Raw genomic sequence first — 24,823 nt, 5'->3', positions numbered from 1 at the left:
TCAACGCCGCCAAGAACATCCTCGCCGCCGGACGGGCGGAGAGACTAAACGCCTGTGGAGCGCAGGTAAGACCAGGCCCCGGCCTGGCACAGCGCGAGGAAGCAGGAAGCCTCAGAGGTGCCGCATGACCGCGCGGCACGGGCTGAATCCCCGGCCTTCAGGCCGAGGAGCGCGTCAACGCAGTTGGTCGCGGCGGCGGGTCAGGTAGGCGATCTCGGCGGTGTTGCCGGCCAGGTCGATAGCTTTGTCGTAGGCCGCGCGCGACTCCCGGCCGCGGCCCAGCCGGCGCAGCAGGTCGGCGCGGGTGGCGTGGTAGGCGTGATAGCCGGCCAACTGGGACTCGAGACGGTCGACGGCCGCCAGTGCCACCTCCGGGCCGTCGAGCTCGGCGACCGCGATGGCCCGGTTGAGGGCGATGATCGGCGAGGGGTCGAGGCGGACGAGCTGGTCGTAGAGGGCGAGGACCTGCGACCAGTCGGTGTCGCGCATGTCGCGGGCGGAGGTGTGCACGGCGTTGATCGCCGCGAGAATCTGGTAGCGACCCGGAGCCACCCCGGCGGCGGCAGCGGCGAGGCGCTCGCGCACAAGCCGATGACCCTCGGCGATCAGTTCCGCGTCCCAGGCCCCACGGTCCTGCTCGTCGAGAGCGACCAGTTCGCCGCCGGCCGAGACCCGGGCGGGGCGGCGGGCCTCGATGAGGAGCATCAGCGCCAGCAGCCCGGCCACCTCACCGTCCTGTGGCAGGAGCTCGCGGATCAGGCGAGTGAGCCGGATCGCCTCGGCGGTCAGCTCGCGCCGTACGGGATCGGTGTCGGGGCCGGTGGCCAGGTAGCCCTCGTTGAAGACGAGGAACAGGACGGCCAGGACGCCGGAGACGCGCGCCGGGAGATCCTCCGCCGACGGCACCCGATAGGGGATGCGCGCCGCCTTGATCTTGGCCTTCGCCCGGGTGATCCGCTGCCCCATGGCGCTCTCGGCCACCAGGAAGGCGCGGGCGATCTCGGGCATGGTCAGGCCGGCGACCATGCGCAGCGTCAGCGCCACGCGGGCCTCCATCGCCAGCGCCGGGTGACAGCAGGTGAAGATCAGCCGGAGCCGGTCGTCGTCGATGGCGCCGACAGGCTCGGGCGGGTCATCGTCGTAGACCATCTGAGCCTTCCTGTGCTTGTCGTCGCGTTTGTTCTCGCGCCTGATCCGGTCGATGGCCTGGCGGTTGGCGGTAGTGGTCAGCCAGGCGCCCGGGTTGGGGGGCACGCCGTCGGCCGGCCACCGCTGGACGGCGGTCGCGAACGCCTCGGCCGCCGCCTCCTCGGCGATGTCGAGGTCACCGAAGCGCCTGGCCAGGGAGGCGACCACCCGTGCCCACTCCTCACGGTGGGCCCGGATGATCACATCACGGACGTCAAGGTCGTTCACAGGAACGGCCGCACTTCGATCTTCCGATCGCAGATCTTCGACGCCTCGGCGGCGAGCTTGAGCGCCACATCCAGATCGGGGGCCTCCCACACCCAGACACCGGCGAGGTACTCCTTCGACTCCACGAAAGGCCCGTCGCTGAACACCGCCTGCTCGCCCCGGTTGTCGATGACGGTGGCCGCGTCGGTGGCCGCGAGTCCGCCCGAGAAAACCCAGTAACCCTCGGCGATGAGTCGTTCGTTGAACGCGCTGATGGCAGGCTGCCTGTCCGTGCTGCCGGGATTGCTCATGTCGTCGATCACGGAAACCAGGTACCGCATCTGAAGATCATCTCCTGTGGTGTCAGGACAACGTGGTTCGGTGGTCAGGGACTTCAGGCCGTTGGCGCATACTGCGGGCGCCCGGCCGGCCGGTAGACCTGGATCGTCACGCCCTTGGAGTCGACGCGCGACTCGACCAGGCCGAGCGCGAGATCGGGGCCAGCGTCGGGGAACAGCCGCGCGCCCTGGCCGACGACCACCGGGACGATGATCAGAGTCATCTCGTCGACCAGATCGTTCTCCAGCAGCCACCGGATCAGGATGCCACTGCCGTGCACCTGCAGCTCACCCCCCGGCTTGGCCTTCAGTTCCCGGACGGCGGCCGCGACGTCTCCGGACAGGACGGTCGTGTCCGACCACGCCGGCTCCATGAGCGTGGTCGACGCCACGTACTTGGGCCGTGTGTTCAACGCTTCCACGACGCCCTCCCAGCCAGGGGCATCCTGGACCGTCATGGTCCCCCACGAGCCGGCGAACAGCTCGTAGGTCCGCCGGCCGAACAGGAACGCCTCGGCGCGCTGGTAGGTCTGGTTGATGAACGCGTGGGTCTCGTTGTCGCCCTTGCCCAGGGCCCATCCGCCGCGCTCGAATCCGTTCCTGCGGTCCTCGTCCGACGCGCCGCCGTTTCCCTGCACCACCCCGTCGACGGTGACCTGAGTGATGGTCGTCAGCTTCATGATCGCGGTTCCTTTACCGTGGCGCCGTCCCCTTGTGGGCGGCCTCACCCCTGCTACGAACACCACCGCCCCGATCCGACACCACCTCCCGGATTTTTCGAAAAACTTTTTCGGGACGCGGTCGCCGAGCGCACCCCCCGAAAGCAGATCCGTCGTTCATGGTGTGGTCATGGCGGCGTCATGCCGTGGACGGAAGATCGGTTTAGAGATTGTCTACCTTCAGGCCCGTTAATGCTTGGAGGTACAAAATGCGCAAATTTGCGCACGTTGTCGTCGTGGCAGCCGTCGTCGCCGCGGGCTCCGTGGCCGTCGGCGGGACGGCATGGGCCGAGGCGCCGCCCGGTGACAGGCCGGCCGAACCGCCCGGCTACCAGACCACCGTCCCCGGCGAGTCGGTCGAGGCGGCCCGCACCGACCGCGTGATCGCCCCCGGCATCGTGCTGACGTCGTTCGACACCTTCGGCCGTACGGGCTGGACCCGCGCGCACGTGCTCAACGCCGACCTGGCGGACGACCGGGTGGACGTGGGCATGGTCGGCGGCACGCTGACCGAGACGCGGGCGCTGTCGAAGTCGGCGGACGCCGCGGGAGCCGTGGCCGCGGTCAACGGGGACTACTACGACATCAACCAGACCAACGCGGTCATCGGCCCCGAGGTCAGGGACGGCCAGGTGCGCAAGGCGACCACCCAGCCCGCCACGGTCGCCTCGGTGGGCGAGGACAAGATCGCCCGGCTCGCGAGCGCGCTGCTGGAGAGCACGGTGACCGTGGGCGGCACGGACCATCCGGTCGCCTCGCTCAACTCGGCATCCCTGCCCGCGAACGCCGTCTCCGTCTTCACCGACCAGTGGGGGCCCGGCCTGCGTACGCTGATCGGCCATGCCACGCCCGTCACCGAACTGGTCGTCTCCGGCGGCGTCGTCACGGCGGTGAACGACACGGTCACGACGACCCCGGTGCCCGCCGGGGGCCTGGTGGTCGTGGGCGTGGGGAACGCGGCGGCCCCGCTCGCCACCGCCAAGACCGGCGACCCGGTGACGCTCACCACGGGCCTGCGCACCGACTCCTCCGCGAAGCTGCGCACCGCGCTGGGCAGCGGAGCGGTCCTCGTGCGGGACGGTCAGGCGATCGACTTCCCGCCCTCGACGGGCAACGACGCGCCGAAGCCGCGTACGGCGATCGGCTGGCGCGACGGCGGCAGGCGGCTGCTGCTCGTGACCGTCGACGGCTCGGCCAACTTCTCGGCCGGTCTGAGCTTCGACGAGACGGCCAAGCTCCTCGTACGGCTCGGCGCGGACGAGGCGTTCATGCTCGACGGCGGCGGCTCGTCCGATCTCGTCGCCCGCACGCCCGGGGACGCCGGGGTGAGCGTGGTCAACACCCCGTCGGACGGCGGTGAACGGCCCATCCCGAGCGGAGTCGGGCTGTTCGCCGCGAAGGGATCGGGGGCCCTCAAGGGCATCGCGGTGCGGACGAGCGCGCCGCGCGTCTTCCCCGGACTCACCCTCCGCGTCTCCGCCGCCGGGTACGACGAGTCGTACGCCCCGGTCGCCCTCGACGGCGGCAAGGGCAACTCCGTCCGCTGGGACGCCGGGAAGCTGGGCACGGTGCGCGACGGCGTGCTGCACGCCGAGCGTTCCGGGGAGGGCGAGGTCGAGGCCCGCTCGGGGCGGGCGCACGGCGCGGCGGACGTCCGCGTGCTCGATGCCCTGTCCACCGTCGCGTTCACCGAAACGAGCCTGACCCTGGACGCCGGCGGCTCGGCTGTCGTGGGGGTCACCGGCACCGACGCCGACGGCTTCGACGCGCCGATCGCCGCGCGCGACGTCGACCTGGACTACGACACCTCGGTGGTGAAGGTGGAGCCGCGGGACGACGGGTCGTTCGCGGTCACCGGGCTGGAGACGGCCGACGGCCGCGGCGCCGTGATCACCGCGACCGTCCAGGGCAAGGTGGCGCACCTGCCCGTCGCCGTCGGGCTGAAGCGCGGGTCGCTGGCCGAGTTCGACGGCGGCGAGCCCTGGGGCGTGTCGACCGCCAAGGCCACCGCGACGGTGGCGAGCGTCGACGCCGCGGACCGTCCCGGCGCGGCGGCCGGCAACCAGGCACTCGCGCTCACTTACGACTTCAGCGGCACCTCCGGCACCTCGGCGGCGTACGCGGTGGCCAAGCCCGGGCCGCTCACCCTGCCGACCGGCACCAGGCGGCTCGGCATGTGGGTGCACGGCGACGGCCGCGGGCACTGGCTGCGGGCCACGCTGCGGTCGCAGGGCACGACGAACGTCCCCTTCACCTTCGCCTCCGTCGTCGACTGGACCGGGTGGAAGTGGGTCGAGGGCGCCCTGCCCACCGGTTTCACCGAGCCGATCACGCTGCTCAACGTGTACGTGGTGGAGACGTCCAACCTCGCCAAGGACGCGGGACAGCTCAGGTTCGACGGGCTCACCGCGCTGGTCGGGCAGGATCTGGCCACCGGCGACGCCCGGACCCCCGATCCGTTCGTCCTGGAGCAGGCCGGCATCGACCGTACGCGCTGGCGGTTCGCGATCATGTCCGACCTGCACGTGGGCGCGGCCGGGGGCACGACGTCGTTCGCGGCGCAGCAGGCGGCCGCCGCGCTGAAGCAGGCCGTCGCCGCGAAGCCCGACTTCATCGTGATCAACGGCGACTTCGTGGACAACAACACGCCGGCCGACTTCGCGCTCGCGGAGGAGGTGCTCAAGGCCAACGTGCCGGCTGACCTGCCGGTCTACTGGACGCCGGGCAACCACGAGTCCGGGGCCACGGCGACGGGCACCCTCGACAACTTCCTCGCCACCGGGCGGCAAGCCCACCAGGTGTTCGACCACAAGGGCACCCGCTTCGTCCTGCTCAACACCACCCTGGGCGGGCTTCGGTCGTCCGACTGGTCGCAGGTGCCGCAACTGCGGCAGGACCTGGACGCCGCGGCGAAGGACAGGTCGGTGAAGTCCGTCGCCGTCGTCTTCCACCACCCTCTCCGCGACCCCTCGGGGGCGGGCGCGTCCCAGTTCTCCGACCAGCGCGAGGCGGACCTCGTCGAGAAGTGGCTCGCCGACTGGCGCGAGTCGTCGGGCAAGCCGGTCGTGTTGTTCACCGGCCACGCCCACACCGCCGCCGCCACCAGATCGGACGGCGTGCTGGAGGTCACCACGCCGCCGGTGGGCAAGACGCCCTACAGCTCGCCTGACAAGGGCGGGTTCTTCGGGTGGGACCTCGTCGGCGTCGACCCCGGCCGGGAAAGGTCGAGGCGGGCCGTCCCAGCCCGGAGACCCGCGGCTGGATCGTGGCGCGGACGAACCCGCTGATCGACAAGATCTCCCTGTCGGCGCCCGGCACGCTCGCCCCGGACGCCTCGGCGGAGGTCTCGGCGACGGGCAGCACCAGCGGCGCCAACCTGACGTTCCCGCTGGCGTACCCGGCCAGCGTGACGTGGAGCGGCGACCGCGCCCTCGCCGTGGCCGAGTCGGCCGCGGACGCGAAGAAGGCGGCACGCCGCCACGGCGTCGTCGCGGTCCTCGACGTGTCCACGCACACGCTGACCGGCGTACGGCCCGGCCAGGCCACCCTCACGGTCACGTCGGGAGGGCAGACCGCCTCGCCACGATCACCGTGGCCGAGCAGGCCCGATGAGAGCAGCTCAGTAGGCCTGATGAGAGCGACGGGCCGGCCTCCCTCACCGAGGGCGGCCGGCCCGCCGTTCCCCCATACGCGGTCGCGACAGGTGTGACGGCGATCCGCGACGACGGCCGCGGCCCGCCCATCCGCTACATTGCGCTCTGAAGTCGCAAGAACGGACTCCCCATGAACGTCGTCCTGTGGGTCATCGCCGGCCTGCTCACTCTCGCCTTCCTCGTCGCCGGGGTGATGAAACTCGCCCAGCCGAAGGACAGGCTGGCCATGTCCGGCATGGCCTGGACCGAGGACTTCTCCGCGGGCGCGGTCAAGGGCCTCGGCGCTCTCGAGGTGCTGATCGCCTTCGGCCTCGTCCTGCCCGCCGTCACGGGCATCGCCCCGGTGCTGACGCCGCTCGCCGCGCTCGGCGTCGCCCTGATCATGGCCGGAGCGGTCGTCGTCCACGCCCGCCGCGCCGAGTCCCAGGTCATCGTCGTCAACCTGGTGCTCCTGGTCCTGGCCGTCGTCGTCGCCTGGGGCCGCTTCGGCCCGTACGCCTTCTAGCCTCCGCTTCGCGGCCCGAAGGCCCTGCGTGGCCCGCTGCCGAGGGGGCGGGGTTTCTCAGGAGCCGAAGGCTGCGCCGATGAGCCGGGTGACGAGCGCGAAGTCGTTGCCGCCGCCGGTGATGGGGTTGAAGGAGTAGACGAGACGGCGGCGCAGGTCGCGGGTGGTGAACATGCCGTCGGTGTAGCCGAAAGTGCTGCCGGTCTTGCCCCAGACGGTCACTCCGTCGGGGAGGGTGACCCGCATCAGTCCCGCGCTGTAATAGGCCCGGCCGTGGCCCGGGTCCTGGGCGGTACCGCCGAGGTAGGCGACATCGGGAACGGTGAACAGTTCGGCCATCTGGGAGGGCGGCAGGAGACGTCCCCGGAAGAGGGCGGTCAGGAAGCGGTCCAGGTCGCCCGTCGTGGAGATCATGCCGCCGGCGCCCGGGTTCTGGTCGGTGATGTCGACCAGCTGGGTTCCGCCGCCTGCCTGGGGCACGGCGATGTAGCCGTGGGAGTGGGGGCCGGGGATCGTGGTGTCGGTCTGCGGGGCGGTCGTGTGCCGCAGATGCAGCGGGCGCAGGATCCGCTTGGTGATCTCCTGCTGGTAGCTGTTGCCGGTGAGCTTCTCGATGAGCATCCCGGCGACGTAGTAGCCGGTGGCTCCGTAGACCTGCGTTGTGCCGGGGTCTTTGAAGGGCCGGTCGTGCCGTACCGCCATCGCCACCAGTTCGGCGAACGGGTGGTCGTCGAAGCGGTGCTCGACTATCCCCTCCGGAGTGGTCGGCAGATCGTCCGCTGTCAGCTCCGGCAGGCTGCTGGTGAAGTTGAGCAGCGAGCGTACGGGGATCGGCGGGTAGCTATCGGGGAGCACGCCCGGGAGGTACCGCTGAACGGGCTTGCCGAGGTCGACCCTGTCCTCGGCGGCCATCTGCAGCACCACCGTGGCGATGAAGGCCTTGGTGACGCTACCGAGGCGGAACCGGCCGTCGACCGGCACAGGCTCTCCCGTCACCGTGTCGGCGACCCCATACGTGCCACTCCACTTCCCGGCCGGCCCGCTGACCTGTGCCAGCGCCGCCGTCACCCTGTCAGGCGCACTGGACAGCGCACGCTGAAGGGTGTCAGGGTCCAGCCTGGGAAGCGAACTGTGGGCACGATCGGCGGTGACAGCGGTTGTCACAGCCGGAGCAGCCATAGCCGGAGCGGCGGTGCCGGTGATCATTGCGGCCAAGGTCACGCAGGACAGCACCGCCAGCGGCATCCGCGTGCGACGCGGCCGTGCGGCAGCCGGAGTGCGGTCGGAGAAACAAGGCTTGGGAGTCATGCCTCGGAGCCTGTCGGACGACGGCTGTCCGCCTCATCCGGGAACGCCCCCCGCGCACCCCTACCAGCCCCTTACTCACCATCAGGGTCATCTCTGAACTTCCGCCCCAACAGGCCCACAGCCGACGTGGCGGGATCATCGGCAGGTCATCGAGGGGATCTCCTTGCGGTCCCGATGCGTGAGGCGGCGCAGCAGGCAGCCGGTCAGCAGACGGAGAGCGAAGGGGAGGTCGTCGAGCAGGTAGCGGCGGGCGAGCCGCCTCGGCTCACCGATCAGGCGAAACAGCCATTCCAGCCCGTGGTCGCCCATCCACGCCGGCGCCCGCCGCGCCGAACCGGCCGCGAAGGCGATCGCCGCCCCGCACCCGACGAACCACGCGCCCGGAAGGCCGTCCCGGAGCGCGGCGATCAGGCGGTCCTGCTTGGGGAAGCCGAGCCCGGCGAACACCAGTGCCGGTCGCGCCGCGACCAGCCGCGCCCGCACCTCCGCCAGCGCCGCCGCGCAGGTCTCGAACCCGTACGGCGGAGCGTCCACCCCCGCCACCACGAGGCCGGGATGGCGCTCGCACAACGCGTCCCGCGCCGCCTCGGCCACCCCCGCCGGGCCCCCGATCAGATAGACCGGCAACCCGTGTACGGCCGCCGCCTCGGTCAACGACCAGATCAGGTCGGCCCCGGTCACCCGTTCCGGCAGCGTACGGCCGAGCAACCGGGCAGCCCACACCAGCGGCATGCCGTCCGCCACCGCGAGGTCGGCGGCGTTGACCAGCTCCCGCAACGACGGGTCGCGTCCAGCGGCGCGGCAGATGTCCACGTTCGGGGTGACGAGATGACCGCCCTGTCCACGCAGCGACGCCCCGATGATGTGCTCCACGACCTGCGCCTCGGTCAGCGGGTCGAGCCGTACACCCGCGATCTCCACCCTGCCGGTACGGCCACGTCCCACCGGCAGGGGCACCACGGCGCCGCCGCCTGCCTGCCCCGTCGGCTCGACTCCCCGACCAGGCCGAGCAGTGCGGGGCAGCACAGTACGGGACGGTCCTCGTGGGGCCGAAACCGGCGCAGGCTCTGGCATCAGATGCCGTGGCCGCGAAGGTGGAGGGCGTGCAGCACGGCGCGCGGGCTGACCAGCCCTCCGGCGACCGCCAGCGCCACCGCCGCCCGCGGTTCGCCGGCCGGGCGGAGAAGGCGCGCAGCGACCAGCGGGCGGCCTCGCGCCGCCGTCCGAGGGCGGCGTGGCAGAAGGCGAGTTGCCCGTAGACGCGGGCCGCGCCCCGCGGTTCCGCGGCCAGCCCGGGATGCCGGGCGAGCATCCACTCCAGCCCCGCGATCCGGTCGGCCCAGCGCCCCACGTAGTGCGAAGAGCCCCAGCGCACCCGCACGAGCGGCCGGTCGACGTGGACGATCGGATGCCGCCAGGCGGCCCGCAGTGCGAGGTCCCAGTCCTCGTTCTGACCGGCCGGCGCGCTCTCGTCCACCCACGTCCAGCCCCGGCGGAACAGGAACGTCGAGGAGTGCACCATCATCATGCGCGAGCGGGTGAGGTGCCGATGGGTCACCCGGCCGGTGCCGGCCAGCCGCGGCACCCGGCGGTCGCCGTACTCGACCTCGACGGCGCAGCTCGCGAAGCCCGCCTCGGGCTCCTCCGCCAGCGCGGTGACCTGGGCGGACAGCTTGCCGGGCAGCCAGAGGTCGTCGTCGTCGCAGAAGGCGACGAGATCCGTGCCGAGCACCGAGATCCCGGTGTTGCGCGCGCCCGGCAGGCCGGCGGCACGCCGGTTGCCCAGCACGCGGACGGTCCGAACCGCTTCGGCGGCCGCAGAACCGGCAACAGGACCGGCAGCAGAAGCGGCAACAGAACCGGCGACAGGACCGGCGACGCCGGACACCTGCTGGGCGACGAGGGAGGCGGGGACCTCGTCGGCCACGACCACCACCTCGACCCGGCCGGCGTACTCCTGGGCGAGCACGCCGGTCAGCGCGGCGCGCAGCGGGCCGGGCCGGTCACCCCGGGTGGGGATGACCACGCCGACGGACGGCCTCATCCCCGGGCTCCCGCCGGTAGGCGAGGCGATAGCCGTAGAAGAGCAGAGGGGAGGTGATCGCGGTGACCAGCCGACCGCTGGGACCGGGGCAGGGGCGCCGGACGGTGGCGTATCTCAATCGGGCCCACGGAGAAACGCATCGGGTTGCCGGAGACGGTGTGCGCGACGCCGAGCAGCGCTTCGCGGTCGTCCAGGAAGGCGAGGCCACCGGCGGGAAGCCCGAGCCGCGCGGCCAGGCGTCCCAGGGTCGCGCGCGGATCGCGCACCAGGTCCTCGTGCCGCACCCGGACGACCTGCACGCCCTTGCGGCGCAGCACCTCGAAGGCGAGGTTCTGGGCCAGCCAGTGGACGGCGGTGCGCGCGGGGGTCCAGCGGGTCATCGGCCGCCCGTCCTCCGGCCTGCGCACCCTGCGCCGCCACGACGCGGCCACCGCCCGCGGATCGCGCACCACCTGCACGACCCGCATCTCCATGATCGCCGCCAGGCAGTACGCCAGGGAGGCGTGCTTGCTGGAGTCGACGACGACCCGCGCGTCGGCCACCTCCGCCGCCGCCGCGTAGATGCGGGAGTACGACCGGACGTACTCGGCCAGTTCGGCCTCACGGGTCGTGAGCCCGAGGGCGAGGGCGGGTACGCGGCGGGTCCGGTCGACACGCGCGCGCAGGCCGGGCAGCCACCCCGCCTGGCTCTGCCGCCACTGCCCGAACGCGCGGGCGCCCACCTTCGTCCAGAACGGGCACTGGGAGAACCGCTGCCCGCAGCCGCACGGCTCGTCGGCGCGTACGCCGCGGTCCCACAGGTGGACGACCTCGCCGAGCGGCGCCACGCCGGGCACCTCGCCGAGGAGGCGTTCGAGCAGAGTGCTACCGCTGCGTCCCAGGCCGCCCACGAAGATCACCGGCTGAGCGTCGGCCACGTGTCCTCCATGAATGGATGCGAAACGTGACGACCCTAGCGCGCAGGGTAATCGGACGGCCGCCGATCGCCAAAAGGATCTACGAGCCCGCCGCCCGCAGCGGAACCCGGCGGCGCGGGGGCGGTGAACATTGCCGCGAGAGGTCATGCTTTCGCCGGAAAACCCGCTCAGGAGGAGCGCAGTTCGACACAGCACTCTCCCGGCCGCGGCACCAGGACGGCCCGCACCCTGGTGGCTTCCAGACCGGTGAGCATGCCGTCGAGGAAGGCGTGGTTGACACCGCAGACCAGTTCGGGGGCTCGCGCCGCCAGTGGGTGAAACGGGCAGTTGCGCAGCCGTACGCAGGTGGGAGACTCGCGGCCGGGCTCGAAGCCGTGCCGCGCGAGCAGGCCTTCGAGCAGGGTGAGAGCGCGTTCGGCGCCGAGCCGTCCGGGCTTGACCCGGGCGCGTTCCGCGGCGCCGATCTCCTCGCCGCGCCGGCAGGCCACCCGGACCGCCGCCTGGCGGGCGCTCTCCCCTTCGCTCTCCGCGAGAACGGCATCCATGAGGATGTCGGCCAGCACCTCGTGCCGGCGTTCGGGGATCATGACGCGGATGTCGGTCTCGGTGGGTTCGTAGACCTTCGGGGTGCGGCCGACCTTACGGATGCCGCCGACCGCCTCATAGCGGGCGCGCAGCAGGCCGGCGTCGACCAGTTTGTCCAGATGGAAGGCGGCCAGCTTGCGGGAGATCCCGACCGAGGCGGCGGCCTCGTCCCGGGTCACCGGACGACGCGCCCCACGGATGTAGGCGTACATGCCCTGCCGCAGCTCGTCGTCCAGCGCGGCCACCGCGCTGATCGAGGGATCCGTCGTCACCCTGCCACGATAACGCCCGCCTCTACGGTCGAAAACCATAGCCCCTTCGATGTACGCGAACACCTTGACCGTCAGGCCGAATAAGACCAACATTCATTGGCGTAACTAGCGGCGCATGCGGAGGTCCGGATGACCGGTGGACTGCACGACGCGAAACGACCGGTGAGCGCGGTCCTGGCCGGGCCGTACGGCCATCCGTTCCACCCCATGCTGGTCGCGGTGCCCATCGGGACCTGGGTGGCGAGCATGGTCTTCGACCTGGCGTCCCGGTTCGCGCCCGATCCGGGTTTCCTGGCCGAGGGCTCGAAGTGGCTGATCGCCATCGGCGTGCTCGGCGCGCTGGCCGCGGCGATGGCCGGGTTCCTCGACCTGTTCGCCATCCCGCCCGGCACCCCGGTGTTCCGCACGGGTCTGCTCCACATGGGGTTGAACCTCGTGATCACCGCCGCGTACGCCGCCGGTTTCCTGTGGCGTCAGGCCGGCACGGCGGCAGGCGCGGTCGCGCTCGGTCCGCTGCTGCTCTCGGCGGGCAGCCTGGCGCTGCTCGCGGTCTCCGGTTATCTGGGCGGCAAGCTCGCCTACCGCTATGGCGTACGAGTGGCCGACGAGGCCACCCAGGCCGACGGTTTCCGGCGCTGACCCTCATCCCACCAACGCAGGAGGAGAACTTCATGGGTATCGCGGCACTGGTCACCTGGTTGCTCACCGCGGTGGGCGGCTTCGTGATGCTGGGCGTCTGGATCGCCAGAGGCGGCCGGCGTACCAGCCGTTTCTCACCAGGTCTGATCTTCGGTCACTTCGCGCTGGCCGCCGCCGGGCTGGTCGTGTGGATCGTGTTCCTGTTCGCCGGCATCACCGCTCTGGCGTGGGTCGCGCTGGTCCTGCTGGTCCCGGTCGCGCTGCTGGGCTTCGCGATGTTCGCCCGGTGGGTCCCCGCCTACCGCGCCCGTACGGCGGTGGCCGGCGGGCCCGGCGCCACCGGCACGGCGGGACCGCCCGAGCGGCACTTCCCGGTCGCGGTCGTGGCCGGACACGGTCTGCTGGCAGTGGCCACCGTGGTGCTGGTGCTGCTGGCCGCGCTCGGCATGAACGGCGGCTGAGATGCGTTCCGGTAGCGCCCTGCGGGTGATCGCCGAGCCGCGCGACGGTGTGGACCTGGCCGCCGCCGAGCGGGCGGCCGGCGAGTTCCTGGAGGCGCTGGGCATCCCGACGGATTCCGAGAGCCTGCGGGAGACTCCGGCGCGGATGGCCCGGGCGTACGCCGAACTGTTCACGCCACGCCCGTTCGACCTGACCACCTTCCCCAACGAGGAGGGCTACGACGAACTCGTGCTGGCCCGGGCGATCCCGGTCCATTCGGTCTGCGAGCATCACCTGCTGCCCTTCGCCGGAGTCGCTCATGTCGGCTACCTCCCCGGCGACCGCATCCTCGGACTGTCCAAGTTGGCCCGCGTCGTCGAGCACTTCGCCCGCCGGCCGCAGGTGCAGGAACGGCTCACCAAACAGGTGGCCGACTGGATCTCCGACCGGTTGCGACCCGCGGGGGTCGGCGTCGTGATCGAGGCCGAGCACACCTGCATGACCCTGCGGGGAGTACGGGCCGTCGGCTCGACCACCGTCACCTCGACGCTGCTGGGCGTCCTGCGGGAGGACGCCCGATCCCGTCAAGAGTTCTTCGCCCTCACCGGCACCCGCCCCTGAACAAGGAGACCATCGCCGTGACACAGCAGAGGTTCGTGATCGTCGGAGCCGGTCTGGCCGGCGCCAAGGCCGCCGAAGCCCTGCGCGAGCAGGGATTCGACGGGCGGATCACGCTGATCGGCGCCGAGCCGCACCGCCCCTATGAGCGGCCCCCGCTGTCCAAGGGTTACCTGACGGGCACGACCGACCGGGCCGGCGTCTTCGTCCACCAGGAAGGCTGGTACGCCGACCACGACGTCGAACTGCGGCTCGGCGTGGCCGCGACCGGCCTCGACCGCGGTGCTCACCGTGTCGAACTGGCCGACGGCAGTGCGATCGAATACGACAAATTGCTACTGGCCACCGGCGCCCGCCCGCGAAAGCCGCCGATCCCCGGCGCGGACGCACCCCACGTGCGTTACCTGCGCAGGATCGAGGACTGCGAGGGGCTCAAGGACGTCCTCGGGAGCGTGTCCCGGCTGGCGGTGATCGGGGCCGGCTGGATCGGGCTGGAGGTCACCGCCGCCGCCCGGCAGGCGGGCGTCGCGGTCACGGTGCTGGAGGCGGCGCGGCTGCCCCTGCTGCGCGTGCTCGGACCCGAGGCCGCCCGGATCTTCGCCGACCTGCACCGTGACCACGGCGTCGACCTCCGGCTCGGGGCCGCCGTCAGCGAGATCACACCCTCGGGCGTACGTCTGGGCGACGGCGGCGAGATCGCCGCCGACGCCGTCCTCGTCGGTGTCGGCGCCGAACCCGAGGTACGGCTCGCCCTGTCCGCGGGGCTGCACGTGGACGACGGCATCGTGGTGGACGCGGCCCTGCGCACCGGCGACCCGGACATCGTCGCCGCGGGGGACGTCGCCAATGCCTACCACCCTCTGCTGGGCAGGCACGTACGGGTCGAACACTGGGCCAACGCGCTCAAGCAGCCCGCGGTCGCCGCCGCCGCCATGCTGGGCCGGGACGCGGTCTACGAGGAGCTGCCCTACTTCTACACCGACCAGTACGACCTCGGCATGGAGTACGTCGGCCACGTCGAGCCCGGCGGCTACGACCAGGTCGTCTTCCGGGGCGACGTCGCGGCACGGGAGTTCGTCGCCTTCTGGCTCAGCGGCGATCGCGTCCTGGCCGGCATGAACGTCAACGTCTGGGACGTCGTCGAGCCGATCAAGACGTTGATCCGCACCGGAACACCCGTCACCCCCCAAGCGCTGGCCGACCCCAGCGTGCCCCTGGAGATCCTCACCACCCCGTAGAGCGACATGGCCTGCGGAAGGGGCACGGGCAGCGCCGACTCCATGAGCCGGCTCACTGTCCTGTGCCTCGCCCCGCAGGCCGTCCGAGTGGACCTTCCAGATCCTTCGGCGAGCGCCGGTCAGCGCGCGTCGACGATCATCCCGGCGCCGACGGTGCCGTTGGTGGCCTCGTCGATCAGGATGAAGCCGCCGGTGAGGCGGTTGCGGGCGTAGTCGTCCACAAACAACGGCTGGGTCGTCCGCAGCGACACCCGGCCGATCTCGTTCAGGCCGAGGGCGGTGGCCGACTCGTCCCGGTGCAGGGTGTTGACGTCGAGCCGGTAGTGCAGGTCGCGCACGAGGGCCCGGGCCGTACGGGTGGTGTGCTTGATGATCAGCTTGGAGCGCGGCTGGAGCTTCAGGCCGTCGGCCATCCAGCAGATCATCGCGTCGATCTCCTGGGCGACCTGCGGCTGGTTGTTCGGCCGGCAGATCATGTCACCCCGGGAGATGTCGATGTCGTCACCCAGGCGCAGCGTGACCGACATCGGCGCGAACGCCTCCTCCACCGGGCCGTCGAAGGTGTCGATCGCGGTGATCGTCGTGGTCAGGCCGGAGGGCAGGTGCAGCACCTCGTCGCCCGGCTTGAGCACGCCTCCCGCGACCTGCCCGGCGTACCCGCGGTAGTCGTGCAGCTCCTGGCTGGTCGCACTGTGCGGGCGGATGACGTACTGCACGGGGAAGCGCACGTCGACCAGGTTGCGGTCGGAGGCGATGTGCACGTTCTCCAGGTGGTGCAGCAGCGAGGAGCCCTCGTACCACGGCATGTTCTCCGAGCGGGAGACCACGTTGTCGCCGTGCAGCGCCGAGATCGGGATGAACGTGAGGTCGGTCGCGTTCAGCTTGCTGGCGAACGAGGTGAACTCCTCGCGGATCTCCTCGAACCGGGCCTCGGAGTAGTCGACGAGGTCCATCTTGTTGACCGCGAGCACCAGGTGCGGCACCCGCAGCAGCGTGGTCAGGAAGGCGTGCCGCCGCGACTGCTCCAGCACGCCCTTGCGCGCGTCGATCAGGATGATCGCCAGGTCGGCGGTGGAGGCGCCGGTGACCATGTTCCGGGTGTACTGGATGTGCCCGGGGGTGTCGGCGATGATGAACTTCCGCTTGGGCGTGGCGAAGTAACGGTAGGCAACGTCGATCGTGATGCCCTGCTCGCGCTCTGCCCGCAGGCCGTCGGTGAGCAGCGACAGGTCGGTGTACTCCGTGCCCCGGTCGCGGGAGGTGCGCTCGACCGCCTCGAGCTGGTCCTCGAAGATCGCCTTGGAGTCGAACAGCAGCCGCCCGATCAGCGTCGACTTGCCGTCGTCGACGCTGCCCGCCGTCGCGAAACGAAGGATGTCCATCAGAAGTAGCCTTCCTTCTTGCGATCTTCCATGGCGGCCTCGGAGGCCCGGTCGTCGGCGCGGGTGGCGCCGCGCTCGGTGATCCGGGTCACGGCGATCTCCTCGATGATCTGCTCGACCGTGGTGGCGGTGGAGGCGACGGCGCCGGTGCAGGTCATGTCACCGACCGTGCGGTAGCGGACGACCGCGTCGAACGCCGGCTCGTCGTCGCCCCGCTGGACCACCTCGGCGTCGGCCAGCAGCATGCCGTCGCGCTCGAAGACCCGGCGCGAGTGGGCGAAGTAGATCGACGGGATCTCGATGCCCTCCCGCCGGATGTAGTGCCACACGTCCAGCTCGGTCCAGTTCGACAGCGGGAACACGCGGATGTGCTCACCCCTGCTGATCTTGGTGTTGTAGAGGTTCCACAGCTCGGGACGCTGGTTCTTCGGGTCCCACTGGCCGAACTCGTCCCGGAAGGAGAACACCCGCTCCTTGGCCCGGGCCTTCTCCTCGTCGCGCCGGGCCCCGCCGAACACCGCGTCGAACTCGTGCTCCTCGATGGCGTCCAGCAGCGTCGTGGTCTGCAGCCGGTTGCGGGAGGCCCGCCGTCCGGTCTGCTCGACCACCCGCCCGGCGTCGATGGACGCCTGGACCGACGCGACCACCAGCCGCGCCCCAAGCTCGGCGACCCGCCGGTCGCGGAACTCGATGACCTCGGGGAAGTTGTGCCCGGTGTCGACGTGCATCAGGGGGAAGGGGATCGGCGCCGGCCAGAAGGCCTTCTCGGCGACCCGCAGCATGACGATGGAGTCCTTGCCGCCGGAGAAGAGCAGACACGGGCGCTCGAACTCGGCCGCGACCTCACGCATAATGTGGATCGCCTCGGCCTCGAGCACGTCGAGCTGTGACGTGGTGTAGTCACGCTGAAGCATGGGGACTTCCTTCACGGAGTCTGGCGATGCAGGTCACGGATTCCGGCGAGCAACGTTGGCGCCAGATCCGGTAGGGAGACCAGGATATCCGGCAGCGAAGGGTCCCCCTGGTTGTAGGTCAGGGGTGAGCCGTCGATCCTGCTCGCATGGGCCCCCGCCGCGACCGCCACCGCGACCGGCGCGGCCGAGTCCCACTCGTACTGGCCCCCGGCGTGCACGTACGCCTCGACCTCTCCGGTGAGGACCGCGGCGATCTTGGCGCCGGCCGAGCCGATGGGGACGAGTTCCCCGCCGAGGCGGGCGGCCAGCTCACGGACGAACTCGGGCGGCCGGGTGCGGCTGACCGCGATGCGGAACGGCTCGCGAACCTTCTCCGGCAGCTCGGGCGGCGCCGCCGTCGTCAGCGTACGCCCCTGGGCGGGCAGGGCGACCGCTCCGGCGGTGAGGGCACCGCGTTCCCACAGGGCCACGTGGACGGCCCAGTCGGCGCGGCCCTGCTCGGAGAACTCACGGGTGCCGTCGAGCGGGTCCACGATCCACACGCGCTCGGCCGACAGCCGCCGGGGGTCCATCCGCTCTTCGCGGGTCGCCTCCTCCGACAGCACGGCGTCGTCCGGACGCAGTCGCCTCAGGGCGTCCATGAGGAACTCGTGGGACGCGCGGTCCCCCGCGTCCTTCAGCGCCCGGCCGTCCTCGAACCCGAGACGGGCGCGCAGCTCCAGGAGGCGTTCCCCCGCCTCCGTCGCCAGCTCTCCGGCGAGGGAATGGTCGTCCCGCATCGTCATTTCTCAGTACGCTCCCGCCCCGCGTGCGACCGCAGACCACGTCTTCCATAAGATCTGCAGATCCAGCATGAGAGACCAGTTCTCGACATAACGCAGGTCCAACCGTACCGATTCCTCCCAGGAGAGGTCGGACCGGCCGTTGACCTGCCAGAGCCCGGTCATCCCGGGCCGGACCACGAGCCTGCGGCGCACGTCGTCGCCATACCGCGCGACCTCCTCGGGCAGCGGCGGGCGCGGCCCGACGAGCGACATGTCGCCCCGCAGCACGTTGACGAGCTGCGGCAGCTCGTCGAGTGAGTAACGCCGCAGCGCGGCGCCGAGCGGAGTCACCCGCGGATCCCTGCGCACCTTGAACAGCACGCCGTCGGCGTCGCTGACCAGCTCGATCTTGCGCGCCTCCGCGTCCCGCCGCATCGTGCGGAACTTCAGGATCGTGAACTCCACGCCGTCCCTGCCGACCCGCCGCTGGCGGAACAGGGCGGGCCCCGGACTGGTCGCCCGTACGGCCACGGCGACGGCGGCCAGCAGCGGGGCGAGCACGACCAGCGCCGCGGCGGCGACCAGCCGGTCGAACACGTCCTTGACGAGCCGGCGCCCTCCCGCCAGCTCGGGATGCTCCACATGCAGCAGCGGGAGGCCGGCGACGGGCCTGATCGCGATACGCGGGCCGGCCACCTCCATCAGCGCGGGCGCCACCACGAGGTCGGTGCGCGTCCGCTCCAGCCGCCAGGCCAGCCTGCGCAGGGCCGTGCCGTCGATCTCGGGGCAGGCGAGCACCGCCACCGTGTCCGCCCGGACCTGCTCGACCACCAGCGGCACGTCGGTGAAGTCGCCGAGCACCGGCACGTCCGCGACCCGGCCGGCGGCACGGGCGGGCACGCAGGCGGCCACCACCTCCATCCCGTGGTAGCGCTCCCTGCGGAAGGTGCCGACCAGCTCGGCGATCGCCGCCCGGTGGCCCACCGCCACGACCCTGCGCATGCAGCCCTCGCCCCTGGCCCGCCTGCGGTGCAGCCGCTGCCGCAGGCCATACCTCGCCCCGAGGGTGAGGACGGTGGCGAGCGGCAGCGCGATCAGCACGTAACCGCGGGCGATCTCGGTCTTCGACGCGTACGCCGCGATCGCGACGCCCGCGATCAGCGTGAAGCCGCCCCGCGCGACCCGGCGGAACTCCTCGGCCCCCACGCCGATCAGGCGCGGCTCGTACGCCCGGCTCAGGACCAGGATCACCACCCAGACGGCGGGCAGCACGGCGCTCGCCACCACATACGGCATCACGTACGGAGTAACCTCGCCGAACCGGATCACCACGGCGGTGACCCCCGCGAGAAGGGCGCCCACGATGTCGCAGAGGGCCGCGACGAGCCGATACCGGACGGCCCACGCGGGCGGCCGCGGCATCGGATGGGCGGGCGAACCCCGGGAGGTGCCCACGGCGACCGAGGACGTGTCGCCGTCCAGCACTGTCGCCCCCTGTGATTCTCCGACTACCGACCGTGCTGGAATGCTAGCCGCCCGCACCGACATCTCAGGGAGATTCGTTGAAAGCCGAAACGTACATATCGGTTGATGTCGAGGCGGACGGCCCGATTCCAGGGCCGTACTCGATGGTCAGCTTCGGCATGACCGTGGCCGGCCGGATGACCGGGCGGCGGTTCGAGCGGACCGACCCGGAGTCCCTGACGTTCTACGCCGAGTTACGTCCGATCAGCGACGACTACGTGCCGGAGGCGCTGGCGGTGAGCGGCCTCGACCGGGCGACGCTGCTGCGTGAGGGACGCGACCCGGCCGAGGCGATGACGGCGGCGGCGGCCTGGGTGCGCGAGGTGTGCGGCGACGACCTGCCGGTGCTCGCGGCCTTCCCGCTGTCGTACGACTGGATGTGGATGTACTGGTACTTCCTCCGCTTCACCGGGCAGTCGCCCTTCGGCCACTCCCGGTGCATCGACATCAAGACGCTGTACGCCGCCAAGGCCGTGGTGCCGGTGGCCTGGGCGACCAAGCGTCAGATGCCGCGCGAGGTGCGGTCGCGGCGCCCGCACACCCACAACGCGCTCGACGACGCCGTCGAGCAGGCGGAGTTGCTGCAGAACCTCATGCTCTGGCCGGGCGCCACCCGCGAGCGCGACGCGAGCGACGTCAGCGGGGCGGCTTCGCCGGATTGAGGTCGGCGGCGTGGAAGCGGTTCTGCGTGGCCTCCAGACCGGCGGTCATCAGCGACTCCACCATGTCGGCCGCCCGGTCCACGAGGAACGGCAGGTCCTTGCGCTCGGCCGTGGCGAAGTCGCGCAGCACGAACGTCGCCGGGTCCATGCGGCCCGGCGGGCGGCCGATGCCGAACCTGATCCGCGGGTAGTCGCGCGTGCCGAGCGACTTCGTGATCGACTTCAGGCCGTTGTGGCCGTTGTCCCCGCCGCCGATCTTCGCGCGCAGCGCGCCGTACGGGATGTCCAGCTCGTCGTGGACCACGATCACCCGGTCGGGGGTGACCTTGTAGAAGTCGGCCAGCGCCTTCACCGGCCCGCCCGACAGGTTCATGAACGACAGCGGCTTGGCCAGCACGACCGGGAGCCCGGCCAGGCGGCCCTCGACCACCTCGGCCCGCGACTTGTGCGCCTTGAACCGCCCGCCGACTCGGGCCGCCAGCTCGTCGAGCACCATGAAGCCCGCGTTGTGCCGGTTCCCGGCGTACTCCGGCCCCGGGTTGCCCAGGCCCGCCACCAGCCACCGCTGCGCGGACGTGTCGGACATCGCTGTCTCCTCCGCTGTCTGTCCCACATGGAAGAGTCCTCCACAGGACACCCTGTGGAGGACTCTCTCACGAACGAAGTCCTACTCGGCGGCCTCGGCGCTCTCGCCCTCGGCGGCGGCCTCGCCCTCCTCGGGCAGCTCGGCGGCCGGGGCGCCGATCACCTGCAGCACCAGGGCCTCGGGGTCGCCGGCGAGCGTGGTGCCGCTAGGCAGCTTCAGGTCGCTCGCGTGCACCGCGAAGCCGGCGTCCTTGCCGTCCACGTCCACCTCGACACCGGTCGGGATGTGAGTCGCCTCGGTCTCGACGGAGATCGTGACGAGCTGCTGCTCGACCATGGCGCTGCCGATCGGGTCGCCGGTGACGGTGACCGGGATCTCGACGGTGACCTTCTCGCCGCGCTTGACCAGCAGCAGGTCGACGTGCTCGAGGAAGCCCTTGATCGGGTCGCGCTGGACACCCTTGGGCAGCGCGATCTCGTCCACGCCCTCGCCCTGCAGGCGGATGAGCACGTTCGGCGTGCGCAGCGCGAGCAGCAGGTCGTGGCCGGGGAGGGTCAGGTGCTTGGGCTCGGTGCCGTGGCCGTACAGGACGGCGGGGACCTTGTTCGCCCGGCGGATCTTGCGGGCGGCACCCTTGCCGAACTCGTTGCGAAGCTCGGCGGCGATACGTACTTCGGACACGGCACATCTCCTAGGGGATGACTCGATCGGCGGATTGACGCGCTCCCCCTCACCCGCCCTAGCGGAAGGCGTTACGAGCGCAACTCAACCACCCTACCGCGCCTCCTGCCGGAGGCATGCCACGAGCGCTCGTTCACGAACGTCACCAACTTTGTCCATTGAATGGAAGTTTCCCCATGATGTAGGTTTTTGCCGTGGAGGAGTCGCGACGTGCACGGAAGAAGCGGCTGACCAGGCAGCGGATCATCTCGGCGGCGATCCGGCTGTTCGAGCAGCAGGGGTACGACGAGACCACGGTGGCGGAGATCGCCGAGGCGGCGGATGTCGATACCAAGACGTTCTTCAACTACTTCCGCACCAAGGCTGAGGTGCTGTTCAACGAGCTCGACCTGGAGCTCGACGTACTGCTCGCCGCGATCGCGGGCCGCCGACCCGAGGAAAGCCCCGGTCAGGTGTTGCGGAGGGCGGTGCAGGAGTACGCCACCCACCGCCGGCCCAACGTTCCCCGCAGGGAGCCCGCAGAGCTGTCGGCAGCGGCCCGGCTGGCCCTGACGACGCCGACGCTGCAGGCCAAGGGGCTGCATCTCCTGCTGGACCTGCAGCAGCGGATCGCGGCCGAGTTGTTGAAGGCGTTCCCGGGCGCGCTGGATCCGGTCACCGCGGCGGCGATGACCGGGGCCGTGCTCGGCGCCATCCAGCAGGCCAGTGTGACGAGCGCGCAGCTCGGCCGGTCGCAGGACCAGCTGTGGGAGGCCGCCGCACACGCCCTCGACGTCGCCACGTACGGCCTGCTCTCGGCACCACAACGATTCGACGGGCAGTAACGAGACCGGGGAAGGATCTGAGCAGCATGAGGGAAAGCCGCCGACAGCTCGCCCGCGACGCGCGGCGGGCAGCGCGGGAAGCGCCCGAAGAAATTGCCCGGAGACAGCGTGCCCGCCTGGCCGATCTGGTGGCTTACGCACGCGCGAACTCGCCGTACTACCGGGAGCTGTATCGGGAACTGCCGGAGCAGATCGACGACCCGGCCTTGCTCCCGGTCACCGACAAAAAGAAGCTGATGGCCCGGTTCGACGACTGGGTCACCGACCGTGAGGTGACCCTGGAGAAGGTGGAGACCTTCGTGGCGGACCCCGGCCTCGTGGGACACCGGTTCCTGAACAGGTACCTCGTGGCCACCACCTCCGGTACCAGCGGCGTGCGCGGCCTCTTCCTACTGGACGAGCGGAGCACGAGCATGGAAACCGCCCTCGGGTCGCGGGCCGCCGGCCTGGTGGGCGCCCGCGACGCGATCCGCATACTCGCCCGCGGCGGCCGGACGGCCATCGCCACCGCACCCGGCGGTCACTTCTACACCGTGGCTGGAACGGCCCGGTTCCAGCTGGACCACCCGCGGCTCGGCCGCAGGATGCGGGTCTTCTCCATCCGCCGGCCGCTGCCGGAACTTGTCGACGAGCTCAACCGGTTCAACCCCGCCGTCCTCAGCGGCTTCCTCGGCATGCTCACGGTACTGGCCGGTGAGCAGGAAGCCGGCCGCCTGCGTATCCGCCCCGCATTGGTCATCCCAGGCGGCGAGACGTTGACCATGGACCTCAGAAGGCGGCTCGCCGCCGTATTCGGCGCCAAGGTCCGCGCCGCGTACGCCGCCACCGAGTGCGGCTTCCTCTCCATCGGCTGCGCGCACGGCTGGTATCACGTCAACAGTGACTGGGCCGTTCTGGAGCCCGTCGACGCCGACCACCGGCCGACTCCGCCAGGCGAACTGTCGCACACGGTCCTGCTCAGCAACCTCGCCAACCGGGTCCAGCCGTTCCTGCGCTACGACCTGGGCGACAGCGTCCTGCTGCGGCCCGACCCGTGCCCGTGCGGCAGCGTGTTCCCCGCCGTCAAGGTGCAGGGCCGCGCCGCCGACCTGCTCAGGTTTCCCACCGCCCACGGCGAGCCCGTCACTATGTCACCGATGCTCTTCGGTACCCTGCTGGACCGCCTCCCCGGCATCGGGCAGTTCCAACTCGTCCAGACCGCGCCCAGCACCCTGCGCGTGCGCCTGCGGCCCACAGACGGCGCCGACGCCGACCCGGTATGGCAGACCGTACGCGGTGAGATCACCCGCCTGCTCACCGAGCACAGGGTCGCCGACATCACCCTCGAACGCGCCGACGAACCGCCACAGCAGGAACCCGGCGGCAAGTTCCGCCGGGTCATCCCACTGACCGAGCCGTAAGGACTCCCCCACAATCCCCGAACACCGTGCTTCGCTCGGGGTCTCCCGCAGGGCCTTTGGTGGCCGTTACACTGGCCGCGTGATTCGTACGCTGTGCCAGGGCTGGTGGCGCTCCACGTAGGAGCGGCCATCTCACACGCGTACGACCGGGCCGTTCGGATGGACGGCCCTTTTTCGTGCTCCCTGGACGAGGGGTCGCCGTCGGAACGGCGGACCACCTGCCAAGGAGAGACCACATGAGCACGACCCTCGACACCACTACGTCCGACGACCTCGGCGTGCCCGCCGCGCGACGGCGCAGCGCCGAACTGGAGAGATCGATCCGGGAGCGGCCCGGAGGATTCCGCGCGCTGACCGGGGACCGCCCGACCGGCCGGCTGCACCTCGGGCACTATTTCGGCACCCTGCAGAACCGCGTCCGCCTGCAGAACCTGGGCGTGGACATGATGGTGCTCGTCGCGGACTATCAGGTGCTGACCGACCGCGACGTGGCCGACCGGCTCGCGGAGCACGTGGAGGACCTGGTGCTCGACTACCTGGCCGCCGGCATCGACCCCGACCGGGCCACGATCTTCACGCACAGTGCGATTCCCGCGCTCAACCAGTTGCTCCTGCCGTTCCTCAGCCTGGTCTCGGTCTCCGAGCTGGGCCGCAACCCCACCGTCAAGGACGAGATCGCCCATTCGAGCCAGTCGGCGGTCAGCGGGCTGATGTTCACCTATCCGGTCCATCAGGCCGCCGACATCCTGTTCTGCAAGGCAAGCCTCGTCCCGGTCGGGCAGGACCAGCTGCCCCATCTTGAGGTCGCCCGCACCGTCGCGCGCCGCTTCAACAACCGCTACGGCACCCCGTCGAGCCCCGTGTTCCCCGAGCCCGAGGCCCTGCTGTCCGCGGCCCCGCTGCTGCTCGGCACCGACGGAGGCAAGATGAGCAAGAGCCGGGGCAACGCCATCGCCCTGGCCGCGACCGCCGACGAGACCGCCCGGATGATCCGCGGCGCCAAGACCGACGCGGACCGCCACATCACGTACGACCCGGTGGCCCGGCCCGAGGTCTCCAGCCTGGTCCTCCTGGCCGCGCTGTGCCTCGACCGGGACCCGCACGAGGTGGCCGAGGAGATCGGCGGCCGGGGAGCCGCCGCGCTGAAGGCCGTCGTCACCGACGCGATCAACGACTATTTCGCGCCCATCCGGGCGCGCCGCGCAGAGCTGGCCGGGGACCGCGCCCACATCCGCGGGGTGCTCCGCGAGGGCAACGAACGCGCCACCGCGATCGCCGACGCAACGCTCAGGGAGGTGCGCGCGGCGATGAACTCTCTCTAGTCAGCTTCTCGGCCATGAACGACCGAGCTTGCAGCTCCTCGCCGTCGATGGATTCGACGGTTCAGGCCGCGTCGTCGGCAGCGTGACTCACT

At 71.1% G+C, this 24,823-nt stretch carries 25 protein-coding genes and 1 pseudogene; 12 read left to right on the top strand and 14 right to left on the bottom strand.

Annotated elements, in window-relative coordinates; genetic code table 11:
• Nucleotides 1-174: 174 nt before the first annotated feature.
• From B1L11_RS39295 to B1L11_RS39285, 3 genes are all read right to left on the bottom strand, one after another.
• Nucleotides 175-1,416 (bottom strand): RNA polymerase sigma factor, encoded by a 1,242-nt coding sequence (locus B1L11_RS39295; RefSeq protein ID WP_079320313.1) that lies wholly within the window; start codon nucleotides 1,414-1,416, stop codon nucleotides 175-177.
• Nucleotides 1,413-1,718 carry a YciI family protein gene (locus B1L11_RS39290; RefSeq protein ID WP_218671587.1) on the bottom strand — a complete coding sequence of 102 codons (306 nt, stop codon included), beginning with the start codon at nucleotides 1,716-1,718 and terminating at the stop codon, nucleotides 1,413-1,415. Before B1L11_RS39290 ends, B1L11_RS39295 begins: the two co-directional genes overlap by 4 nt.
• 71 nt (nucleotides 1,719-1,789) lie before the next feature.
• Complete coding sequence (locus B1L11_RS39285) at nucleotides 1,790-2,413, bottom strand: dihydrofolate reductase family protein (RefSeq protein WP_079320311.1); 624 nt, start codon at nucleotides 2,411-2,413, stop codon at nucleotides 1,790-1,792.
• Nucleotides 2,414-2,688: 275 nt separating this feature from the next.
• Here B1L11_RS39285 and B1L11_RS39280 point away from each other — a divergent pair, with 275 nt between their 5' ends.
• The 3 genes from B1L11_RS39280 (at nucleotide 2,689) to B1L11_RS39270 (ending at nucleotide 6,610) form a co-directional block, all read left to right on the top strand.
• The gene (locus B1L11_RS39280; protein WP_179155531.1) at nucleotides 2,689-5,739 is read left to right on the top strand and encodes a phosphodiester glycosidase family protein; all 3,051 of its coding nucleotides are present in this window, start codon (nucleotides 2,689-2,691) and stop codon (nucleotides 5,737-5,739) included.
• Entirely contained in the window at nucleotides 5,718-6,161 is a 444-nt protein-coding gene (locus B1L11_RS39275; RefSeq protein ID WP_079320309.1) for a hypothetical protein, read from the top strand. Before B1L11_RS39280 ends, B1L11_RS39275 begins: the two co-directional genes overlap by 22 nt.
• A 74-nt stretch (nucleotides 6,162-6,235) precedes the next feature.
• Nucleotides 6,236-6,610 carry a DoxX family protein gene (locus B1L11_RS39270; RefSeq protein WP_079320308.1) on the top strand — a complete coding sequence of 125 codons (375 nt, stop codon included), beginning with the start codon at nucleotides 6,236-6,238 and terminating at the stop codon, nucleotides 6,608-6,610.
• A 57-nt stretch (nucleotides 6,611-6,667) separates the two neighbouring features.
• On the opposite strand, the gene B1L11_RS39265 is transcribed toward B1L11_RS39270, so the two are convergent.
• Nucleotides 6,668-7,678: a serine hydrolase gene (locus tag B1L11_RS39265; protein ID WP_179155530.1), complete on the bottom strand. Its 1,011-nt coding sequence runs from the start codon at nucleotides 7,676-7,678 to the stop codon at nucleotides 6,668-6,670.
• A 375-nt stretch (nucleotides 7,679-8,053) separates the two neighbouring features.
• Nucleotides 8,054-8,863: a WecB/TagA/CpsF family glycosyltransferase gene (locus B1L11_RS39260; protein ID WP_256863273.1), complete on the bottom strand. Its 810-nt coding sequence runs from the start codon at nucleotides 8,861-8,863 to the stop codon at nucleotides 8,054-8,056.
• 137 nt (nucleotides 8,864-9,000) lie between these two features.
• Here B1L11_RS39260 and B1L11_RS53100 point away from each other — a divergent pair, with 137 nt between their 5' ends.
• Nucleotides 9,001-9,177, top strand: a complete 177-nt coding sequence (locus B1L11_RS53100; protein WP_256863272.1) for a hypothetical protein — start codon at nucleotides 9,001-9,003, stop codon at nucleotides 9,175-9,177.
• Between the two features lie 281 nt (nucleotides 9,178-9,458).
• Here the strand turns inward: B1L11_RS53100 and B1L11_RS53095 are convergent.
• The 3 genes and pseudogenes from B1L11_RS53095 to B1L11_RS39245 form a co-directional block, all read right to left on the bottom strand.
• Nucleotides 9,459-9,962: pseudogene (locus tag B1L11_RS53095) on the bottom strand (glycosyltransferase family 2 protein); the annotation flags it as partial.
• The gene (locus tag B1L11_RS39250) at nucleotides 9,959-10,879 is read right to left on the bottom strand and encodes a sulfotransferase (protein WP_256863271.1); all 921 of its coding nucleotides are present in this window, start codon (nucleotides 10,877-10,879) and stop codon (nucleotides 9,959-9,961) included. The gene B1L11_RS39250 and the pseudogene B1L11_RS53095, both read right to left, overlap by 4 nt.
• A 167-nt stretch (nucleotides 10,880-11,046) precedes the next feature.
• Entirely contained in the window at nucleotides 11,047-11,736 is a 690-nt protein-coding gene (locus B1L11_RS39245) for a metalloregulator ArsR/SmtB family transcription factor (protein ID WP_204049651.1), read from the bottom strand.
• Between the two features lie 129 nt (nucleotides 11,737-11,865).
• Between B1L11_RS39245 and B1L11_RS39240 the strand changes: the two genes are divergently transcribed.
• From B1L11_RS39240 to B1L11_RS39225, 4 genes are read left to right on the top strand one after another with little or no spacing between them, the layout of a single operon-like run.
• Entirely contained in the window at nucleotides 11,866-12,375 is a 510-nt protein-coding gene (locus B1L11_RS39240) for a DUF2231 domain-containing protein (protein ID WP_079320304.1), read from the top strand.
• 32 nt (nucleotides 12,376-12,407) lie between these two features.
• Entirely contained in the window at nucleotides 12,408-12,836 is a 429-nt protein-coding gene (locus B1L11_RS39235; protein WP_079320303.1) for a hypothetical protein, read from the top strand.
• Between the two features lies 1 nt (nucleotide 12,837).
• Nucleotides 12,838-13,437, top strand: coding sequence for a GTP cyclohydrolase I FolE (gene folE, locus B1L11_RS39230; protein WP_079320302.1), 600 nt, complete (start codon nucleotides 12,838-12,840; stop codon nucleotides 13,435-13,437).
• Between the two features lie 17 nt (nucleotides 13,438-13,454).
• On the top strand, nucleotides 13,455-14,672 hold the full coding sequence (locus B1L11_RS39225; protein ID WP_079320301.1) for an NAD(P)/FAD-dependent oxidoreductase: 1,218 nt from the start codon (nucleotides 13,455-13,457) through the stop codon (nucleotides 14,670-14,672).
• Between the two features lie 119 nt (nucleotides 14,673-14,791).
• Here B1L11_RS39225 and cysN read toward each other — a convergent pair whose 3' ends face one another.
• From cysN to B1L11_RS39205, 4 genes are read right to left on the bottom strand one after another with little or no spacing between them, the layout of a single operon-like run.
• Entirely contained in the window at nucleotides 14,792-16,054 is a 1,263-nt protein-coding gene (gene cysN / locus B1L11_RS39220; RefSeq protein ID WP_079320300.1) for a sulfate adenylyltransferase subunit CysN, read from the bottom strand.
• The gene (gene cysD, locus B1L11_RS39215) at nucleotides 16,054-16,968 is read right to left on the bottom strand and encodes a sulfate adenylyltransferase subunit CysD (RefSeq protein WP_079320299.1); all 915 of its coding nucleotides are present in this window, start codon (nucleotides 16,966-16,968) and stop codon (nucleotides 16,054-16,056) included. The genes cysN and cysD overlap by 1 nt, the downstream gene beginning before the upstream one ends.
• Before the next feature lie 11 nt (nucleotides 16,969-16,979).
• A complete protein-coding gene (locus B1L11_RS39210; protein WP_079320298.1) occupies nucleotides 16,980-17,753 on the bottom strand; it encodes a 3'(2'),5'-bisphosphate nucleotidase CysQ in 774 nt (257 codons plus the stop codon).
• A gap of 3 nt (nucleotides 17,754-17,756) precedes the next feature.
• Entirely contained in the window at nucleotides 17,757-19,154 is a 1,398-nt protein-coding gene (locus B1L11_RS39205) for a sugar transferase (RefSeq protein WP_256863274.1), read from the bottom strand.
• A gap of 140 nt (nucleotides 19,155-19,294) precedes the next feature.
• Here B1L11_RS39205 and B1L11_RS39200 point away from each other — a divergent pair, with 140 nt between their 5' ends.
• A complete protein-coding gene (locus tag B1L11_RS39200) occupies nucleotides 19,295-19,918 on the top strand; it encodes an exonuclease (RefSeq protein ID WP_079320296.1) in 624 nt (207 codons plus the stop codon).
• On the opposite strand, the gene pth is transcribed toward B1L11_RS39200, so the two are convergent.
• Nucleotides 19,893-20,504 carry an aminoacyl-tRNA hydrolase gene (gene pth, locus B1L11_RS39195; RefSeq protein WP_079320295.1) on the bottom strand — a complete coding sequence of 204 codons (612 nt, stop codon included), beginning with the start codon at nucleotides 20,502-20,504 and terminating at the stop codon, nucleotides 19,893-19,895. The genes B1L11_RS39200 and pth overlap by 26 nt on opposite strands.
• An 81-nt stretch (nucleotides 20,505-20,585) precedes the next feature.
• On the bottom strand, nucleotides 20,586-21,185 hold the full coding sequence (locus tag B1L11_RS39190) for a 50S ribosomal protein L25/general stress protein Ctc (RefSeq protein ID WP_079320294.1): 600 nt from the start codon (nucleotides 21,183-21,185) through the stop codon (nucleotides 20,586-20,588).
• 194 nt (nucleotides 21,186-21,379) lie between these two features.
• On the opposite strand from B1L11_RS39190, the gene B1L11_RS39185 reads away from it, so the two are divergent.
• From B1L11_RS39185 to trpS, 3 genes are all read left to right on the top strand, one after another.
• The gene (locus B1L11_RS39185; protein ID WP_204049644.1) at nucleotides 21,380-22,009 is read left to right on the top strand and encodes a TetR/AcrR family transcriptional regulator; all 630 of its coding nucleotides are present in this window, start codon (nucleotides 21,380-21,382) and stop codon (nucleotides 22,007-22,009) included.
• 128 nt (nucleotides 22,010-22,137) lie between these two features.
• Nucleotides 22,138-23,409, top strand: a complete 1,272-nt coding sequence (locus B1L11_RS39180; RefSeq protein ID WP_218671586.1) for a hypothetical protein — start codon at nucleotides 22,138-22,140, stop codon at nucleotides 23,407-23,409.
• A 236-nt stretch (nucleotides 23,410-23,645) separates the two neighbouring features.
• The gene (trpS, locus tag B1L11_RS39175) at nucleotides 23,646-24,731 is read left to right on the top strand and encodes a tryptophan--tRNA ligase (RefSeq protein ID WP_079320292.1); all 1,086 of its coding nucleotides are present in this window, start codon (nucleotides 23,646-23,648) and stop codon (nucleotides 24,729-24,731) included.
• Nucleotides 24,732-24,823 lie beyond the last annotated feature (92 nt).

The sequence above is a fragment of the Microbispora sp. GKU 823 genome (genome assembly GCF_002027145.1).
In the GTDB taxonomy this organism is placed as follows: domain Bacteria; phylum Actinomycetota; class Actinomycetes; order Streptosporangiales; family Streptosporangiaceae; genus Microbispora; species Microbispora siamensis.
The sequence above is the reverse complement of the archived record's forward strand: the minus strand, read 5'-3'. Positions and strand labels throughout refer to the sequence as shown.

Bases quoted from the DNA above. Each gene is read 5' to 3' on its own strand.
- B1L11_RS39285 (WP_079320311.1), bottom strand. From the start codon at position 2,413: ATGAAGCTGACGACCATCACTCAGGTCACCGTCGACGGGGTGGTGCAG.
- B1L11_RS39270 (WP_079320308.1), top strand. From the start codon at position 6,236: ATGAACGTCGTCCTGTGGGTCATCGCCGGCCTGCTCACTCTCGCCTTC.
- B1L11_RS39240 (WP_079320304.1), top strand. From the start codon at position 11,866: ATGACCGGTGGACTGCACGACGCGAAACGACCGGTGAGCGCGGTCCTG.
- B1L11_RS39235 (WP_079320303.1), top strand. From the start codon at position 12,408: ATGGGTATCGCGGCACTGGTCACCTGGTTGCTCACCGCGGTGGGCGGC.
- folE (WP_079320302.1), top strand. From the start codon at position 12,838: ATGCGTTCCGGTAGCGCCCTGCGGGTGATCGCCGAGCCGCGCGACGGT.
- cysN (WP_079320300.1), bottom strand. From the start codon at position 16,054: ATGGACATCCTTCGTTTCGCGACGGCGGGCAGCGTCGACGACGGCAAG.
- cysD (WP_079320299.1), bottom strand. From the start codon at position 16,968: ATGCTTCAGCGTGACTACACCACGTCACAGCTCGACGTGCTCGAGGCC.
- B1L11_RS39210 (WP_079320298.1), bottom strand. From the start codon at position 17,753: ATGACGATGCGGGACGACCATTCCCTCGCCGGAGAGCTGGCGACGGAG.
- B1L11_RS39205 (WP_256863274.1), bottom strand. From the start codon at position 19,154: ATGCCGCGGCCGCCCGCGTGGGCCGTCCGGTATCGGCTCGTCGCGGCC.
- pth (WP_079320295.1), bottom strand. From the start codon at position 20,504: ATGTCCGACACGTCCGCGCAGCGGTGGCTGGTGGCGGGCCTGGGCAAC.
- trpS (WP_079320292.1), top strand. From the start codon at position 23,646: ATGAGCACGACCCTCGACACCACTACGTCCGACGACCTCGGCGTGCCC.